Source organism: Burkholderia sp. KJ006, from assembly GCF_000262695.1.
GTDB classification, from domain to species: Bacteria; Pseudomonadota; Gammaproteobacteria; order Burkholderiales; family Burkholderiaceae; genus Burkholderia; species Burkholderia vietnamiensis.
On sequence record NC_017921.1, the window covers coordinates 1,285,301 to 1,300,941 of the forward strand.

13 protein-coding genes are annotated in these 15,641 nt (G+C 69.3%); 4 read left to right on the forward strand and 9 right to left on the reverse strand.

Annotated features, from left to right (window positions below):
* Nucleotides 1-56 precede the first annotated feature (56 nt).
* The 4 genes from MYA_RS19800 to MYA_RS19815 all read right to left on the reverse strand — a co-directional run bounded on the left by MYA_RS19800 (nucleotide 57) and on the right by MYA_RS19815 (nucleotide 2,408).
* Nucleotides 57-512, reverse strand: a complete 456-nt coding sequence (locus tag MYA_RS19800) for a MarR family winged helix-turn-helix transcriptional regulator (RefSeq protein WP_011882376.1) — start codon at nucleotides 510-512, stop codon at nucleotides 57-59.
* Nucleotides 513-627: 115 nt separating this feature from the next.
* On the reverse strand, nucleotides 628-864 hold the full coding sequence (locus MYA_RS19805) for a DUF7661 family protein (protein WP_011882375.1): 237 nt from the start codon (nucleotides 862-864) through the stop codon (nucleotides 628-630).
* A gap of 30 nt (nucleotides 865-894) precedes the next feature.
* Nucleotides 895-1,986, reverse strand: a complete 1,092-nt coding sequence (locus MYA_RS19810; RefSeq protein WP_041494110.1) for a serine hydrolase — start codon at nucleotides 1,984-1,986, stop codon at nucleotides 895-897.
* A gap of 179 nt (nucleotides 1,987-2,165) precedes the next feature.
* Entirely contained in the window at nucleotides 2,166-2,408 is a 243-nt protein-coding gene (locus MYA_RS19815) for a hypothetical protein (protein WP_081058252.1), read from the reverse strand.
* Between the two features lie 93 nt (nucleotides 2,409-2,501).
* Between MYA_RS19815 and MYA_RS19820 the strand changes: the two genes are divergently transcribed.
* Nucleotides 2,502-3,377 (forward strand): LysR family transcriptional regulator, encoded by an 876-nt coding sequence (locus MYA_RS19820; protein WP_014724768.1) that lies wholly within the window; start codon nucleotides 2,502-2,504, stop codon nucleotides 3,375-3,377.
* Between the two features lie 71 nt (nucleotides 3,378-3,448).
* Entirely contained in the window at nucleotides 3,449-3,733 is a 285-nt protein-coding gene (locus MYA_RS19825) for a hypothetical protein (protein WP_034195131.1), read from the forward strand.
* Between the two features lie 47 nt (nucleotides 3,734-3,780).
* On the opposite strand, the gene mgtA is transcribed toward MYA_RS19825, so the two are convergent.
* Nucleotides 3,781-6,564, reverse strand: a complete 2,784-nt coding sequence (gene mgtA / locus MYA_RS19830) for a magnesium-translocating P-type ATPase (RefSeq protein WP_014724770.1) — start codon at nucleotides 6,562-6,564, stop codon at nucleotides 3,781-3,783.
* A gap of 720 nt (nucleotides 6,565-7,284) precedes the next feature.
* The gene (locus tag MYA_RS19835) at nucleotides 7,285-8,931 is read right to left on the reverse strand and encodes a S8 family peptidase (RefSeq protein ID WP_014724772.1); all 1,647 of its coding nucleotides are present in this window, start codon (nucleotides 8,929-8,931) and stop codon (nucleotides 7,285-7,287) included.
* A 427-nt stretch (nucleotides 8,932-9,358) separates the two neighbouring features.
* Between MYA_RS19835 and MYA_RS19840 the strand changes: the two genes are divergently transcribed.
* Nucleotides 9,359-10,255 (forward strand): glutamate/aspartate ABC transporter substrate-binding protein, encoded by an 897-nt coding sequence (locus tag MYA_RS19840; RefSeq protein WP_011882367.1) that lies wholly within the window; start codon nucleotides 9,359-9,361, stop codon nucleotides 10,253-10,255.
* A gap of 87 nt (nucleotides 10,256-10,342) precedes the next feature.
* Here the strand turns inward: MYA_RS19840 and MYA_RS19845 are convergent, their stop codons facing one another.
* Nucleotides 10,343-10,882: a hypothetical protein gene (locus MYA_RS19845; protein WP_011882366.1), complete on the reverse strand. Its 540-nt coding sequence runs from the start codon at nucleotides 10,880-10,882 to the stop codon at nucleotides 10,343-10,345.
* A 422-nt stretch (nucleotides 10,883-11,304) separates the two neighbouring features.
* Here MYA_RS19845 and MYA_RS19850 point away from each other — a divergent pair, with 422 nt between their 5' ends.
* Entirely contained in the window at nucleotides 11,305-12,552 is a 1,248-nt protein-coding gene (locus MYA_RS19850) for a multidrug effflux MFS transporter (RefSeq protein WP_041494112.1), read from the forward strand.
* 50 nt (nucleotides 12,553-12,602) lie between these two features.
* On the opposite strand, the gene MYA_RS19855 is transcribed toward MYA_RS19850, so the two are convergent.
* Together MYA_RS19855 and pbpC are read right to left on the reverse strand one after the other, a co-directional pair.
* Complete coding sequence (locus tag MYA_RS19855) at nucleotides 12,603-13,283, reverse strand: hypothetical protein (RefSeq protein ID WP_041494113.1); 681 nt, start codon at nucleotides 13,281-13,283, stop codon at nucleotides 12,603-12,605.
* Between the two features lie 124 nt (nucleotides 13,284-13,407).
* Entirely contained in the window at nucleotides 13,408-15,636 is a 2,229-nt protein-coding gene (pbpC, locus tag MYA_RS19860) for a penicillin-binding protein 1C (protein WP_014724777.1), read from the reverse strand.
* Nucleotides 15,637-15,641 lie beyond the last annotated feature (5 nt).

Consider the following 15,641-nt stretch of genomic DNA (forward strand, 5'->3'; position numbering starts at 1 on the left):
GTGAAGGGGACGATGGAACGCATGCGCGCGACGGCCGCGCGGCATGCGGGCGGCGGTCATTGCTCGCCGAGACGCCGGATCAGTGCGATCGCGTCGGCGAGCGTGCGCATTTCGTCAGGTTCGAGCTTGCCGATCGCGGCGCCGAGCCACGCGTGCTTCGCCGCGTTGCGCTTGCGCCGCGCTTCGCGGCCGGCCGCGGTCAGCAGGAACAGGATTTGCCGGCCGTCGGTCGGATGCGGCTCGCGTTCGACGAGCCCGTCTTCCTCGAGGCTCGCGAGGATCGCCTTCATTGACTGCGGCTTCATGGCTTCGGCGCGCGCGAGCTCGGCGGTCGTCATCGGGCCCTGTCGTTCGAGCCGCGCGAGCGCGCTCGTCTGCGACATACCGAGCCCTTCGGAGTCGATTTCGGAGCGCAAACGGCGGATCAACTGGCCGACCGCGAGCGTCAGGTCGGTGGCGACGGTGTCGGCGGTAACGCCGGATGTGCGTGGCGGATTCATGCGGCCAAGCATAGAATACGACAGCCTAACTTGCAAGTTTAACTGTCGATATGGGGCGGCATGCGGCTACGAGTCGAGGCAAACGAGAGGGCGTCGCGTCGCGGCTTTGAATCGGCGAGACGCGCCGCTACCCGCGCGCTGGCGACGCAACGGGCACGACGTCGGGGTACTTCGGTGACGCATGCTCGTGGAGCAGGTCGCCGAGATATTGGGCGAGTTCGTCTGCCGCGAGCGTCGCCGGAATCTGCAGCCCGGCCGGCCTGCGCTTGCCGTCGGCGCCGAGATCGAACACGCGCCAGCCGTCGCCTGTGCGGACGACGGCAAGCAGGCGGCCGAACGCGTTGAACCGGTACTCATGCTCCATCGCATCGCTCCTGCGCCGGAAGAGCGGCGCTTACTGAATCGAGCAGCTCAGCCAGCGATGGATTTTCAGCGCATCGCTGGACACGCCCGCGCGCGTCGACGCGCCGAGCAGCACGATGGTTTCGCGCCGCCCGTGCACGCGCGTGCGCATCACGACGCCATGCCCCGATTCGTTGATGAAGCCGGTTTTCTGCAAACGGATCGGCAGCCGGCCGTAGCGCACCAGCGGATCGGAATTCACATACAGCAGCTCGCCGTCGCCGGCTTCGATGGTCGTCGACGTGTCGGTCGAGAAATAGCGGATCAGCGGGTCGTGCGCGGCGGCGCCGACGAGCCGCGCGAGATCCTCGGCGGTCGATACGTTGCGCGGCGACAGTCCGGTCGGTTCGCGGAAATGCGTCGCGCGCATGCCGAGCTGGCGCGCTTTGCGGTTCATCGCGCCGACGAAGGCGGCGCGGCCGCCCGGATAATCGCGGCTCAGCGCGGCGGCCGCGCGGTTTTCCGACGACATCAGCGCGATATGAAACATCTGCCGGCGCGACAGTTCGGCGCCGACCGGCAGCCGCGAGCCGGTGAACTTGATCGTGTCGCGATCGCGCGCCGTGACGCGCAGCACGCCGTTCAGCGGCCGGTCGGCATCGCGGGCGACGAGCGCGGTCATCAGCTTCGAGATCGATGCGATCGGCCGCACCGTGCGCGCGTTGCGCGCGAGCAGCGGCGTGCCGGAGTCGACATCGACGACGTACGCGGCGCGCGAGTGCAGTGTGCGCACGGCGCGCGGCGTGTAGCCGCAGCTTGCGAGCAGGCGTGGCGGTTCGATGCGACGCGGGCGGTTCGCGTTCGTGCGGGGCTTGCGATGCGTGCCTTTGGCGCGGCGATGCTGCGGCGCGGGCGCCGCGTGATGCTTGACCGGATGGTGCGTGACGCGCGGTCGGCGATGCTTGATGGCCTTGTGCGTGCGATGCGCGGCCTTGCTCTTGACGACTTTCGGATGCGCGTGCGTCGACGCGGTCCGATGCGCGTTCGCGGCCGACGCATTGGCCGCGAACGCGAGCGTCACGAACGACAGCGCGATGATCAGAGGGGTGCGGGCGCGGCGCAGGCGCGCGATGAGGCCGGTCAAGCGAAGTACTCCTTCTCGCGTGCGCTACGGCAGCGCGAAACACGTGGACAGTGGACGGGAGCGGGAAATTATACGGTCGATCGCAGGGCGATGACGATCGATGCGTGCGGGTTCGTGAGGGTTCCTGCGATGCGTCGCGGCCGATCGGAGCGGAACGTGCGAGGTAATCGTCGGCGACGTCAGCGCGGCCAGTGTCGCCGTGACACGACCGCGAAGCTGAGCGCGATCGCGCCCGTGACGCGTTGCGGCGGCGCGTCGTCGGGCACGTCGCCGAAGCGCACGCGGCGGCCGCGGCCGCCCGCGCGCGCCGCGCGCCGCTCGTTCGCTGTCGCGTCGGCGTCGGGCTTCGCTGCGGATTCGTCGACGACCGCCGTGTCGGATGAATGATCGGCCGCGCATGCGGCCGCAGGATCGAAGGTCATCGCGGTATGTTCAAGGAAGGGCATGTGCGTATTGAACGCCATCGGATTCGATCAGTAAAATGAATGTTTTGATCGATCGGATTCATTTAAAGAATGGAATTGAAACTGCTTCGCTCCTTCCTGACGGTCACCGAGCTGAGTCATTTCAGCCGTGCGGCCGACGCGCTGCACATGAGCCAGCCGGCATTGAGCAAGCAGATCGGTGCGCTCGAGGCGAGCCTCGGCGGCCGGCTGTTCGAGCGCGGGCGTCACGGTGCAGAACTCACGGCGTTCGGCGAGCGCTTCCTGCCCGATGCGCAGGCGCTCGTGCACGATGCCGACGAGATGCTCGCGCGTGCGCGCGAGGTCACGAGCGGCCAGCGCGGGCAGTTGCGGCTCGGCATCTGCCTGTCCGTGCTGACGCTCGTGCCGAAGCTGATCGCGGAATTCCGGCGGTGCAATCCGGGCATCGCGATCACGCTGAGCGACCTGTCGTCGTCCGAGCAGACGCGCCGGCTGCGTTCCGGCAAGCTCGATGCCGGCTTCCTGCGCTTGCCGGCCGACGAAGGCCTGTCTTCGTTCAGGGTGACCGACGAGGCGCTCGCGCTCGCCGCGCCGCCGCATCTCGGCTTCAAGCGCGTGCCGACCGATCTCGACGCCCTCAACGAAATCGGCTTCATCGCGCTGCAGCGTGCGCGCGGCCCCGGCCTCGCCGCGCAGATCGAGCAGTGGTGCGGTGCGCGGCGCTTCGTGCCGCACGTCATGCAGCAGGCGGAAGACGTGCAATCGGTCCTCACGTCGGTCGCGGCCGGCGTAGGCGTTGCGTTCATCCCGTCGAGCGCGCAATATCTGCTGCGCGATGCGACCGTGCTGCCGCTCGCCGGTCGCGACGCGAAATGGCGCGTCGGCCTGGCGTGGTTGTCCGGCCGCGACGATCCCGTGACCACGCGCTTCGTGTCGTTCATGCGCGCGGCGTTGAAGGGCGCGTGAGCGCACGCAGCGCGTCCGCCACGCACCTGCTGCCTGAATGCCGGTCGGCACCGGCGCACCGATCTCGATCCATGACTTCAGAACCTGACGACTCCCCGCTGGACCCCGCGCTCGTGGCGACGCTCGCGACGCTGAACGAGGCCGCGCACGCGCCGTCCGGCGGTACGTGGTCGCTGCCGAAGATCGCGAAGCGCGCGCAGTTGCCGATGAGCATGCTGCGTCGCGTGCTGACGCAGCTCGACGCGGCCGGGATCACCGCGACGACGTTGAACGACGACGGCACCGGCCGCGCCGCGTTGACCGACGAGGGCCGCGTGCTCGCCGCGCAGCTGTTCGGCGCGAACGATGCGCGATAAAAAGCGGGCCGCCCGAAGGCGGCCCGCTGCGCTACGTTCGACGCGGTTCAGAACCACTGCTTGTAACGGCGCACATAGAGCGTCTTGACGATCTGCGCGAGCAGGATGTAGCCGGCCATCGTCGCCGCGAGCCACAGCCAGTACGTGCCGGGCAGATGCATGAAGCCGAGCGCGTCCGCGAACGGCGAGAACGGCAGCCAGCAGCCGACGGCGATCGCGGTGAACGTCGACAGCAGCACCGGCAGCGCGGCCGTGCTCTGCAGGAACGGGATCTTCTGCGTGCGCAGCAGATGCACGACGAGCGTCTGCGAGACGAGGCTCTCGATGAACCAGCCCGAGTTCATCACGATCTGGCCGCCCGCGCCGCCGTGCAGGTGATACATCGCGCCGGCGCCGAACACGGTCCACATCAGCACGTAGGTCGTGATGTCGAACACCGACGACGTCGGCCCGACCCACAGCATGAAGCGGCCGATGTTGCCGGCCTCCCACTTGCGCGGCTTCTTGAGGAACTCGGGGTCCATCCGATCCCACGGCAGCAGCATCTGCGACGTGTCGTAGATCAGGTTCAGCACCAGCAGCTGGGTCGCGAGCATCGGCTCCCACGGCAGGAACGCACTCGCGACGAGCACCGAGAACACGTTGCCGAAGTTCGAGCTGGCCGTCATGTTCAGGTACTTGAGGATGTTGCCGAAGGTCTCGCGGCCCTTGATCACGCCTTCCTCCAGCACCATCAGGCTCTTTTCGAGCAGGATGATGTCGGCGGTCTCCTTCGCGATGTCGGCGCCGCTGTCCACCGAGATGCCGACGTCGGCGTCGCGCAGCGCCGGCGCGTCGTTGATGCCGTCGCCGAGGAAGCCGACCGTATGGCCGTTCGCCTGCAGCGCGCGGACGATGCGCGCCTTCTGCAACGGCGTGAGCTTCGCGAACACCGTCGTGCGTTCGACGGCCTGCGCGAGCGTCGCGTCGTCGAGCCCATCGATGTCGGCGCCGAGCAGCGGCGTGCCCGGCTGCAACCCGACCTGGCGGCAGACCTTGATCGTGACGGTCGCGTTGTCGCCCGTCAGCACCTTCACCGCGACGCCGTTTTCGCGCAACGCGGCGAGCGCCGGCGCGGCCGATTCCTTCGGCGGATCGAGAAACGTCAGGAAGCCGCGCACGACGAGGTCGCGCTCGTCGGCGGTGCGGTACTGCTCGCGTTGCTCGGCGGGCGGGATCGCGCGCGTCGCGACCACCAGCACGCGGAAACCGTCGTCGTTGTACGCGCTCGCCTGTTCGAGCAGCCGCTCGCGCGCGACGCTGTCGAGCGGACGCACGCCGTGCTCGTCCTGCACGTGGGTCGACACCGCGAGCATTTCCTCGACCGCGCCCTTGCAGATCAGCAGATGCGCGCCATGCGCATCGCCGACGACGACCGACAGGCGGCGCCGCACGAAGTCGAACGGCAGTTCGTCGATCTTCGTGTAGCCGTGCGGCTTCACACGGTCGCCGAGCTCGTCCGCGCGCGCGACGATCGCGACGTCGATCAGGTTCTTCTGGCCGCTTTGATGGAAGCTGTTGAGCCAGCCGAGCCGCAGGATGTCCTCGTCGCGCCGTCCGGCCAGGTCGAGATGGTGCTCGAGGATGATGCGGTCCTGCGTGAGCGTGCCCGTCTTGTCGGTGCACAGCACGTCCATCGCGCCGAAGTTCTGCACCGAGTTCAGCCGCTTCACGACGACCTTGCGGCGCGCCATCGCGATCGCGCCGCGCGCGAGATTCGCGCTGACGATCATCGGCAGCATTTCGGGCGTGAGGCCGACGGCCACGGCGAGCGCGAAGGTCAGCGCGCTCAGCCAGTCGCCCTTGGTCAGCCCGTTGATCATGAACACGACCGGCACCATCACGAACATGAACTTGATCAGCAGCCAGCTCACGCTCGCGACGCCGCGATCGAAGCTCGTCTCGATGCGCTTGTGGCTTACCACGTTGCGCGCGAGCGTGCCGAAGTAGGTATCGTCGCCGGTCGCGACGACCACGGCCGTCGCGGTGCCGCTGACCACGTTGGTGCCCATGAAGCAGACGTTCTCGAGATCGAGCAGCGACGTCGACGCGGCGGGCGGCGTGTCATGCGGCGCGCCGGCCGCAGCCGGCGCATGTGCTTGCGCCGACTTGCCGGCGACCGCGCCGAGCGTGTCGTACTTCTCGACCGGCAGCGCTTCGCCGGTCAGCACGGCCTGGCTGATGAACAGGTCGCGCGACGTGATGAGGCGCACGTCGGCGGGGATCATGTCGCCGGCCGACAGATGCACGATGTCGCCGACCACCACGTCGCACATCGGCACGTCGCGGCGCGTCGGCTCGCACGTGTCGGTTGCCGCGCGCTGCACGGTGGCCGTCGTCCGCACCATCGCCTTGAGTTTCTCGGCGGCGCGCCGCGACCGGAATTCCTGCACGAAGCGCAGTAATGCGCTGATCGTCACCATCGCGAGCAGGATCGTCATGCCGACGTAGTCGCGATCGTCGGGCGCCGCGAACCAGACGTCGGTGCAGAAGCTGATCGCGGCGAGCACCAGCAGCACGTAGACGAACGGATTGTGAAACGCGTGCAGCAACTGGCGCGTCCAGTGCGGCGGCTTGTCGTGCGCGATTTCGTTGGGGCCGTGGTGCTGCAGCCGGTCGGCGGCCTGGCCGTGCGTGAGGCCGCGTGCACCGGTGCGCAGCGCCTCGAAGGTCTGCTCGAGCGGACGGCCGGCTTCCTGCGCGATGCGCATGATGCGCGGTTCGTTCTGCCGGCCGTTGCCGGCGCCGACGAAGCCGCGCTGCGGGTTCCTGGATGGGTTTCGTTGTGTCATGACTCGCTCCTGGCGCATGCGGCGGCGCGCCGGGAGCGGTCGCGACGTTATCGACGCGCGAACGCTTCCCGCCGCGTCGCGACACGCGCGATCGGCTGTGGATCGGAAAAGGGGGAAACGCTCGCCGGCGCGGCGACTGCGCGCGCAGAGCCGATGCGCAACGCCGCACCGGCGAGCGGTAATCGACTACTGTCGTCTGCGTTCATCTGCGCTCCTTCGGTCGTGGATGGGCGGCACGAGCGATCGGCGGCCGCGCACGCGAGCGTGCGCACGGCCGGTCGGCACGTGAATGAAATACGCGCGGCAGCGCGCAGTGCGTCGCGCGAATGCACGCACGCGGCAGCGTGGCGCTGCGCGGCGACGCGCTTCGGCGTCAGCGAAAAATCGGGCGGGGATTCTGGCCGGTCAGGCCGGAAGGACGCCGCATCCTGCTGTCCAGGGATGCGGCAGAAGACGAGGCTCTGCGCGTTTCCTCAGGCAGCAGTCGGGTTGGTCGACGACCAACTACAACTCGCATCGGTGTTCACGGAACACTCCATGTAATCAGACGGGGGCGATGGTAATGGTTCGTTGCGCGAAGCGTCAACCCTTTACCGCCTTTACCCGCGTTTTTACGGCGTTTTCATCGATGCTTCGGCATGCTGCCGTCACGCGCGGCGATGAAAAAACGCGCGCACGCCGGGCCGGCATGCGCGCGTTCGTGTCGCGGCGACGCAGCGCTTATTGCGCGGCGGCCGTGACGGCCGCGCCCGCATCGGCGATACCGGCGCCGGCCGGCAGGGCGGTGCACGACGTCGTGGCGGCGGGCAGCATCGCCGCGCGTGCGCCGCCTTGCAGCTTCTGCTGAATCTGCGCCGGCGTGAGGTTGCCGTTCACCGCCAGCATCAGCGAGACGATGCCCGACACCTGCGGCGTCGCGAGGCTCGTGCCGCTCGCGGTGCCGTACGAGTCGGCACCCGGCACGGTCGTGCCGCTGTTGGCGGTCGACAGGATGCCCACGCCCGGCGCGCTCAGCGAGACGTCGGCGCCGAAGTTGCTGAACGATGCGCGCCGGCCGGTGGCGTCGGTTGCGCCGACGCTGATGACGCCGCGGCAGTTCGCCGGCTGGTCGAGGCCGGTCGACAGGCCGTCGTTGCCGGCGGCCACGACGACCGTCACGCCCTTCGCATTCACGTCGTCGATCGCCTGCTGGAACGTCGTGCTGCACGCACCGACGCCGCCGAGGCTCAGGTTGATGACCTTCGCGGGCGTCGGATTCGTCGGCACGCCGTTGACCGGAATGCCGGCCGCCCAGCGCATCGCGTCCGCGATGTCGCTGGTCGTGCCGCCGCACTTGCCGAGCACGCGCACCGGCAGGATGCGGCCGAGCCACGACACGCCCGCCACGCCGATCCCGTTGTTCGCGCCGGCGCCGATCACGCCCATCACGCGCGTGCCGTGCCAGCTGCTGTTGTTCGGTTCGCTCGCGCAGTGGTAGTACGGGCCGGTCGCGTCGTCGAGTTCCTGCTGCGTGACCCAGTCGCCCGGGTCCGTCGCGTCGTTGCTGCGCGCCTGGCCGTTGTTGCTGGTGTTGGCGTTCGAGATGAAGTTGTAGCCCGGCAGCAGGTTCGCGACGAGATCGGGGTGCGGCCGGTAGCCGGTGTCGAGCACCGCCGTGACGACGGTCGGCGCGCCCTTGGTGCGCGTCCATGCGGGCGGCGTGTTGATGCCGACCGCCGGGTCGGACAGATACCATTGCTGGCTGTACGAGGGGTCGCTCGGCGTGTCGCGGACGTGCATCGGGTGATCCGGTTCCGCGTAGTCGACGTCGCTGTCGGCCGCGAATGCGGCGGCCAGTGCGGCCGCGTCGTCCGATGCGATGCGCTGGCCGATCGACAGGACGGCCGCCCCGTTCGCCAGCGTGCGCTCGACCTGCACGTTCAGCGACGTCGTCGCGGCCGCATAGGCACGCGCGGCGCCGCTGGTCGTCGGCGCGCTCCAGCGCGTCATCGAGCGCTGGATCACCGCGTCGAGCCGCGTGCCGACGTCGAGCGCGGCCATCGCGCGCGTTCCCGTCGACGGCTTCAGCCTGACGATCAGATGATCGACCGGCGGCTCGGTCGGCGCGACCGTCTGCGCGGCCATCTGCACCGCGGCCTGCTGGGCCGCACAGGTGGTGCCGTTGGTCGGCGCGGGCGCGGGCGCCGGAGCAGGTGCGGGAGCCGGCGTCGGCGCGGGGGCCGGCGCTGCAGTCGCCGGGCTCGAGCCGTCGCCGCCACCGCCGCCGCAGCCGGCGATGGGGAGCAGGGCGGCTGCCGACAACATGCCGGCGAGCACGCGCGCGTGAGCGGTGCGGGCCAGTGCGAAATCGAAACGATTGGCTCTCATGGTGAAACTTCGTCCTCGTGGATAACCGTCGTGCCGGCGGTAGTGCGTGGTCCGGCCGATGCCGGATCTGGTCTTTTTTGTCTGGCGATTGCAGCGGCTTGCTGCGACGCGCCATGCATTGGGTAACGGCCGTCCAGCGGGGTTCTTGAGTATGTTTTGGTAGAAAAGGCAGCGTTTGCGCAAACGATTTCGTTGCTGCATCGCAGCGGTGTTTGCGATTCCTGTCGGGCCGCGCGCTCGCCCGTGCGCGACCGGATGCGCTGCGGCGGCCCTGATGACGGAGAGGACGAGGTTTGCGCGCCACGGCAACGCGCGCGCCCGCGCGGCGGGCCGCCGGCTCGACGCGTCACTACGCGTTGGCCGATGCGGCGCGAATATTGTCGGGCGTAGGATCGCGATTCGATCAACGTTTCGTCAGGAGAAAAGCATGGATCGCCGCTTTCGTTGGCTGGCCCTCGTGCTGGCCGGTGCGCTGGCCGGCGCCGCGCACGCGCAGGCGCTGACCGGCACGCTGAAGAAGATCAAGGACACCGGCGTCGTGTCGCTGGGTATCCGTGAATCGTCGGTGCCGTTCTCGTATTCGGACAACCAGCAGAACAACATCGGCTACTCGCGCGACATCGCGGCGCGCATCATCGACGCGCTGAAGGCCGAATTGAAGGCGCCGAACCTGACGGTGAAGGAGATTCCGATCACGTCGCAGAACCGCATTCCGCTGCTGCAGAACGGCACGATCGACTTCGAATGCGGATCGACGACCAACACGCTGGAGCGCCAGAAGCAGGCCGCGTTCTCCAACAGCATCTTTCTGTACGGGATCCGCTTCAGCACGCGCAAGGATTCCGGCGTGAAGGACTTCGCGGATCTGGCCGGCAAGACCGTCGCGACGACGGCCGGCACGTCGGACGAGCGGCTGCTGCGCAAGCTCAACGAAGAGAAGGCGATGAACATGACGATCATCAGCGCGAAGGACCACGCCGAAGCGTTCATGAACGTCACGACCGGGCGTGCGGTCGCGTTCGTGATGGACGAGCCGCTGCTGTACGGCGAAATCGCGAAGGATCGCAATCCGGGCGCCTACACGGTGGCGGGCACGCCGCTCGTCCACGAAAACTACGCGTGCATGCTGCGCAAGGACGATCCCGCGTTCAAGCAGCTGGTCGATCGCGTGATCGCGCAGTTGCAGACCTCCGGCGCGGCCGAGCAACTCTACGACCGCTGGTTCATGCAGCCGATACCGCCGAAGGGCGTGAGCCTGAACTACCCGTTGTCGCCCGAGATGAAGCAGCTGTTCAGAAACCCGACCGATCGCGCGCAGTACTGAGCAGGCCGCGGCGACACGGTTGCAAACGAAAACCGCCGGCGCGGCGGCCGGCGGTTTCGGTTTTGGTTTTGTGCGGGGTCGCTCGCGTCAGGCCTTGATCTCCGGCCCGCGCGCCGCGGGCCTGGCCGGCGCCGACGGTGCAGGCGCGACCGTACGTGTGGACGGCTGCGCCGGCACGATCACGACGACCGGCTCCGGCATTGCCCACATCGGCATCGCGAAGCCGACGGGTTGCGGCGCCGGCATCGCGAACAGGTTGGCGAGCGCCGCGTGCTGCAGCGCCATCATCTGCTGCATGGCGGCCATCTGCGCCTGAGCGGCCTGCATCCGGTACTGCGCGGCCTGCATCTGCCGCCATGCGGTTGCGGGCGCCACGTCGCCCGACGTCGACGACGTCTGCATCTCGAAGCTCGCGCCGCCATGCGGGCTGTGCCAGCTCCACGTGCTGACCTTCATCGGGCCGAGCGCCGTCTGGACGACGCGCGTATCGGCCTTGACCGGCACGGCCTGCCCATCGACGTTGACGAACACCGGTTGTGCGGCCGGCGCCTGCGCGGCTTGCCCGGCGATCGCGAGCACGGGCATCAGCGCTACCGCGCCTGCCGCCATATACGAACGGAATCGCATATTCGTATCTCCATCAAACGATACTGATCGAATCAACATTGAACGAATCGTGCGGCTCACGGACGGAGCCATCGGCGACTATGCGTGGGTCGGCTTAAAACAGGATTAAAACCGCGGCGTAGCCGGTCGGATGGACGTAGGCGGGACGCTGCAGCCGACGCCTGCAACGCCGAGCCGACAGCTCGCAACGCCCAGCCGACAGCTCGAAGCTCGAAGCTCGCGGTGCACGGCGCACCGTGCCGCCATGCCACCGGCGCCTATGTCCCCCCGCGCCGCCGCCCCATTCAACCTCTCCCGCGCCAGGGGATTCCGGCCGGCGCGCGCAACAAAGGGCACAATAGGCGCTTCGCTGCGCACGGCTGTTCGCTATCCGAACGCGCCGGCATGCAGCGATGCCGCCGCCCGTATCCTTCCCGCCCGTCATGAACGCCTCGCTCACTTCCGCGCGCGAATCGAATTCGCCGCGCTTCCTGTTGTTCCTGATCTGCCTGTTCTCGTCCGCCGGCCAGCTGGCGATCGACATCTACGTGCCGGCGCTGCCCGACATGGCGCGTTCGTTCGCGACCACGCCGCAGGCGATCCAGTCGAGCGTGTCCGGCTACATGGCCGCGTATGCGCTGGGCCAGCTGATCTTCGGCCCCATCGCCGATGCGTACGGCCGCAAGCGCGTGCTCGCGTTCGGTCTCGTGATCTACACGATCGGCTGCCTGCTGTCGCTCGGCGCGCCGAACCTCGAGACCTTCCTGCTCGCGCGCTGCCTGCAGGGCTTCGGGATCGCGACGACGAACCTGCTCGCGAAGGCGATCATCACCGATTCGTTCTCCGGTCAGGCGCTGATGCACGCGTTCACCTACATGTCGATCGCGTGGGGCCTCGCGCCGATCGTCGCGCCGGTGATCGGCGCGCACCTGCAGGAATGGTTCGGCTGGCGCGCCTGCCTGGTGTTCCTGCTGGTGTACTCGCTCGCGATGTGGGCGCTGCTGTGGCGCTATCGCGAGACCTTGCCGAAACCGGTGCATCTCGCGCCGCGCACGCTGTTCGCGAATGCGGGCAGGGTACTCGCGAGCCCGGTGTTCCAGAGCTGCTTCCTCGCGCAGGGGCTGTGCTACAGCATCCTGCTGGTGTTCAACATCGTCGGGCCGTTCATGGTGCAGACCACGCTGCACAAGCCGCCGACCTTCTTCGGCTATCTGGCGCTCGGCATCGGGCTGATGTATTTCCTCGGCGGGCTGTCGAACCGGATTCACGGGCGCGGGCTGCCGAGCGCCGAGCAGCGCTTGCGTATCGGTGCGCGCGTGATGGCGGGCGCCGCGGTCGCGATGCTGGTGCTCGCGCTGACCGTCGGCCTGCGCGTGTGGACGCTCGCGACGCCGGTGCTCGTGATGGGTTTCTGCGCGGGCGCGATGTATCCGACGCTGATGGCCAAGGGCAATTCGCTGTTTCCGCATATCGCCGGGCTGACCAGCGCGATCCTCGGCTGCGCGCTGCTGCTCGTGTCGTCCGCGATGATGGGGCTGGCCGGCTTCGTGTCGATTCACGTGCTGACGCCGCTCGCGGTGTTCTTCGTCGTGCTGGCGTTCGTCGTCGTGTGGATGGTGACGAAGCTGCTGCGCCATCTGACCCAGCAGCAGCCGGTCAGCGTCGCGTGCGCGAGCGGGGAAGCGACCTGAGCGCGGCCGGCGCGTGACTTGAGACTTGTGCGCGGCGGCGCGCCGCCCGCTCACAGCGGCTGCGCGGCGCCCGCCTGCGTCAGCAGCGCAACGGCGGCCGCGGCCGGCATGCCGCTGGCGTCGATCGCACCTGCGGCCGCGAGCGCGCCGAGATCGCCGTCGACGCCCGGCTGTCCGACCACGAACGGCGTCGTCAGGAAGGCGGGCGTCGACAGCGTGACCGAATAGCGCTGCTGCAGGTTCGCCACGACCGCCGATTGCGCGGCCAGCACCGTGTTCGCGCTGCCCATTGCCTGCTGGAAATGCGTATTGCGCGGAAAATTGCCGATCAGCCCGGCCGGGTTCGCGCCGAGCTGCGCGGCGAGATAGACGAGCAGCAGCTCGGTTTCGGGCGTCGTGTTGAACGTGCCGCCCGCGTACGCGAGCGAATGCAGGCTCGTGCCGCCCGACGCGACCGCGATCACGCACGGCAGCGCGGCGTTGAGGGCGACGCGGTAGTTGCCGCCGCCGTCGGTCAGCGTGGTGGCCGAGCCCTGCACGCAGCTCACCGTCACCGCCGCGCTCGCGAGCGGCGCGCCGGTGGCGGCCGTGCCGGACAGCGCGACCGATGGCAGGGTGTCGTTGGAGCACACGTCGACGCCGAAGCAGGCTTCGCCGTTGCAGCCTGCGAGCGTGGCCACGAAGGCGGCGCCCAGGATGGGCCGGAGCAAGCGCGGAGGTCGGAGGTTCATGGTCGGGCGATCGGCGGATCGTGAGAGGGGACGCGGCGCGCCGACGCGCCGGCGCACGCTTCGTATTCTAGGTCTGCGATCCGCGTACTGCTTACCCTTTCGTGCGCTGCCGGCGCAGACGGCATCACGGTTTGCGCGCGCCCTTGCGCGCGAACGCGCCGCGCACCTCGAAGCCGATCGCGTCGGCGACGTTGCCGCGCGCATCGACGAGTTCGAGCCGGTGCCGGCCCGGCCACGGCATCCACGCAACGCGGTCGGCATGTCCGATCACCCGATCGTCGAGCCGCCAGGCGAACCGCGCGGCGTGCCCCGACGAACGCTCGAACCAGATCCGCTGATTGTTCGGCGGAATGTCCGGATCGATCGCGAAGATCGTGCCGTCGGTCGGCGCGCCGATCGCGAGCGGCGCACGCGCGCCGTCGTGACCCGGCGTGAGGGGCGCCGCGAGCCGGATCGTGTCGAGCGCCGTGCCCGCGACGAACCACTCGTTGCGCGACGGCTCGACGTCGCGCTCGAACGTGATGCGCCGCGTTTCGACGCCGGCCGGCGGCGCCGGCGCGCGGCTCGGCAGCGCACGGTGCAGATAGCCGACCACGGCCGACCACACCGGCGACGCGCCCGTGACGCCCGACACGTCCCACATCGGCGAGCCGTCCGCGTTGCCGACCCACACGCCGACCGTGTAGCGCGACGTGAAGCCGACCGTCCAGTTGTCGCGCATGTCCTTGCTCGTGCCGGTCTTGACGGCCGAGAAGAAGGGCGTCGCGAGCGGGTTGTCGAAGCCGAACGTGCGCACGCGCGCGTTGTTGTCCGACAGGATGTCGGTGACGACGAAGCTGGCCGCTTCGCTGAACACGCGCGTGCCGCCGTCGGCGCGCGCCGACGGCGCAGCGGGCAGGTCGACGACCTTGCGCGCGACGCCGCCGTTCGCCAGCGCGCGATACGCGTTGGTCAGCGTCAGCAGCGTGACGTCCGCGCTGCCGAGCGCGAGGCTGAACCCGTAGTAATCGCCTTCCTGCGCGAGCGGCAGGCCGAGCGCTCGCAGCGTGCGCGCGAAGCGGTGCGGCGTGACGAGCACGAGCGTGCGCACGGCCGGCACGTTCAGCGAGCCGCCGAGCGCGCTGCGTACGCTGACCCAGCCCTTGAAATCCTTGTCGTAGTTCTGCGGAATGTAGAGGCCGCCGCCGGCCGCGAGGTTGATCGGCGCGTCGTCGAGTAGCGACGCCGCCGTCAGCCGCTTCTCGTCGAGCGCCTGCGCATAGAGGAACGGCTTGAGCGTCGAGCCGGCCTGACGCGGCGCGAGCACGGCGTCGACGTCGCGCGCGCTCGACAACGCGCCCGACGAGCCGACCCACGCACGAATCTCGCCGCTCGCGTTGTCGATCACCACCACCGCGCCGTCCTGCACGTTGCGCCGGTGGGCCGGAGCATTCAGCTCGGTCAACGCGCGCAGCAGCGTGTCGCGCGCGAAGCGCTGCAGCGGCGCATCGAGCGTCGTGCGCACCTGCGCGCCGGCCGCGGGCCTGACCTCGGCCGCGATCCGCCGCGCGAAGTGCGGGGCGAGCGCGGCGCCGTCGTCGCGCACGCTGTTGGCCGGGCGCGCGAGCACGAGCTGCACGTAGCCGTCGAGCGACGTGCAGGCCTGGCCTGCCTGCATGTCGCGCAGGATCCGGCACGCGCGCTCGGCGACCTTCGCCGGCGCGGCGTTGGGCGCGCGCACCAGCGCGGCCGCGATCGCGGCTTCGCGCGCGTCGAGGCCGGACGGCGCCTTGCCGAACAGCACCTGCGACAGCGCGGCGAGCCCCACCGTCTCGCCCCGGAACGGCACGAGATTCAGGTACGCCTCGAGGATCTGATCCTTGCGCCAGCCGCGTTCGAGCAGCAGCGCGTTCATCGCCTGCGTCGCCTTCTGCGGCAGCGAGCGCTGCCCCGAGCGGCGCGGCGAATCGCTGAGCAGCCCGGCCAGCTGCATCGTCACGGTCGACGCGCCACGGGTGCGCTCGTTCCACAGGTTGCCCCAGGCCGCGCCCGCGATCCCGCGCCAGTCGACGCCGCTGTGCGCGTAGAAGCGCTTGTCCTCGGACACGACGATCGCGTCGCGGAACGCGGGCGACACGTCGGCGAGCGACACCCAGTCGCCGCGCCGTTCGCTGAGGTCGACGCGGGTGCGCTGCAGCGGCGTGCCGTCGCGGGCGAGCAGCACCCAGTCGGAGCTGCGCCAGTTGCGGCGCACGTCGTCGTAGCCCGGCAGCGCGTGCGCGACGAGCGGCGCGGCCAGCAGCACGGCCGACACCGCGGCGGCCCATGCGCGAACGGCGAAACGCGCCGGCCGCGCCGATGCACGATCGTTCATCGCGC

Excerpts from the sequence above, each read along its gene's own strand:
- MYA_RS19800 (WP_011882376.1), bottom strand. The coding sequence starts at position 512 with ATGCTTGGCCGCATGAATCCGCCACGCACATCCGGCGTTACCGCCGAC.
- MYA_RS19805 (WP_011882375.1), bottom strand. The coding sequence starts at position 864 with ATGGAGCATGAGTACCGGTTCAACGCGTTCGGCCGCCTGCTTGCCGTC.
- MYA_RS19815 (WP_081058252.1), bottom strand. The coding sequence starts at position 2,408 with ATGACCTTCGATCCTGCGGCCGCATGCGCGGCCGATCATTCATCCGAC.
- MYA_RS19820 (WP_014724768.1), top strand. The coding sequence starts at position 2,502 with ATGGAATTGAAACTGCTTCGCTCCTTCCTGACGGTCACCGAGCTGAGT.
- MYA_RS19825 (WP_034195131.1), top strand. The coding sequence starts at position 3,449 with ATGACTTCAGAACCTGACGACTCCCCGCTGGACCCCGCGCTCGTGGCG.
- mgtA (WP_014724770.1), bottom strand. The coding sequence starts at position 6,564 with ATGACACAACGAAACCCATCCAGGAACCCGCAGCGCGGCTTCGTCGGC.
- MYA_RS19835 (WP_014724772.1), bottom strand. The coding sequence starts at position 8,931 with ATGAGAGCCAATCGTTTCGATTTCGCACTGGCCCGCACCGCTCACGCG.
- MYA_RS19840 (WP_011882367.1), top strand. The coding sequence starts at position 9,359 with ATGGATCGCCGCTTTCGTTGGCTGGCCCTCGTGCTGGCCGGTGCGCTG.
- MYA_RS19845 (WP_011882366.1), bottom strand. The coding sequence starts at position 10,882 with ATGCGATTCCGTTCGTATATGGCGGCAGGCGCGGTAGCGCTGATGCCC.
- MYA_RS19850 (WP_041494112.1), top strand. The coding sequence starts at position 11,305 with ATGAACGCCTCGCTCACTTCCGCGCGCGAATCGAATTCGCCGCGCTTC.
- MYA_RS19855 (WP_041494113.1), bottom strand. The coding sequence starts at position 13,283 with ATGAACCTCCGACCTCCGCGCTTGCTCCGGCCCATCCTGGGCGCCGCC.
- pbpC (WP_014724777.1), bottom strand. The coding sequence starts at position 15,636 with ATGAACGATCGTGCATCGGCGCGGCCGGCGCGTTTCGCCGTTCGCGCA.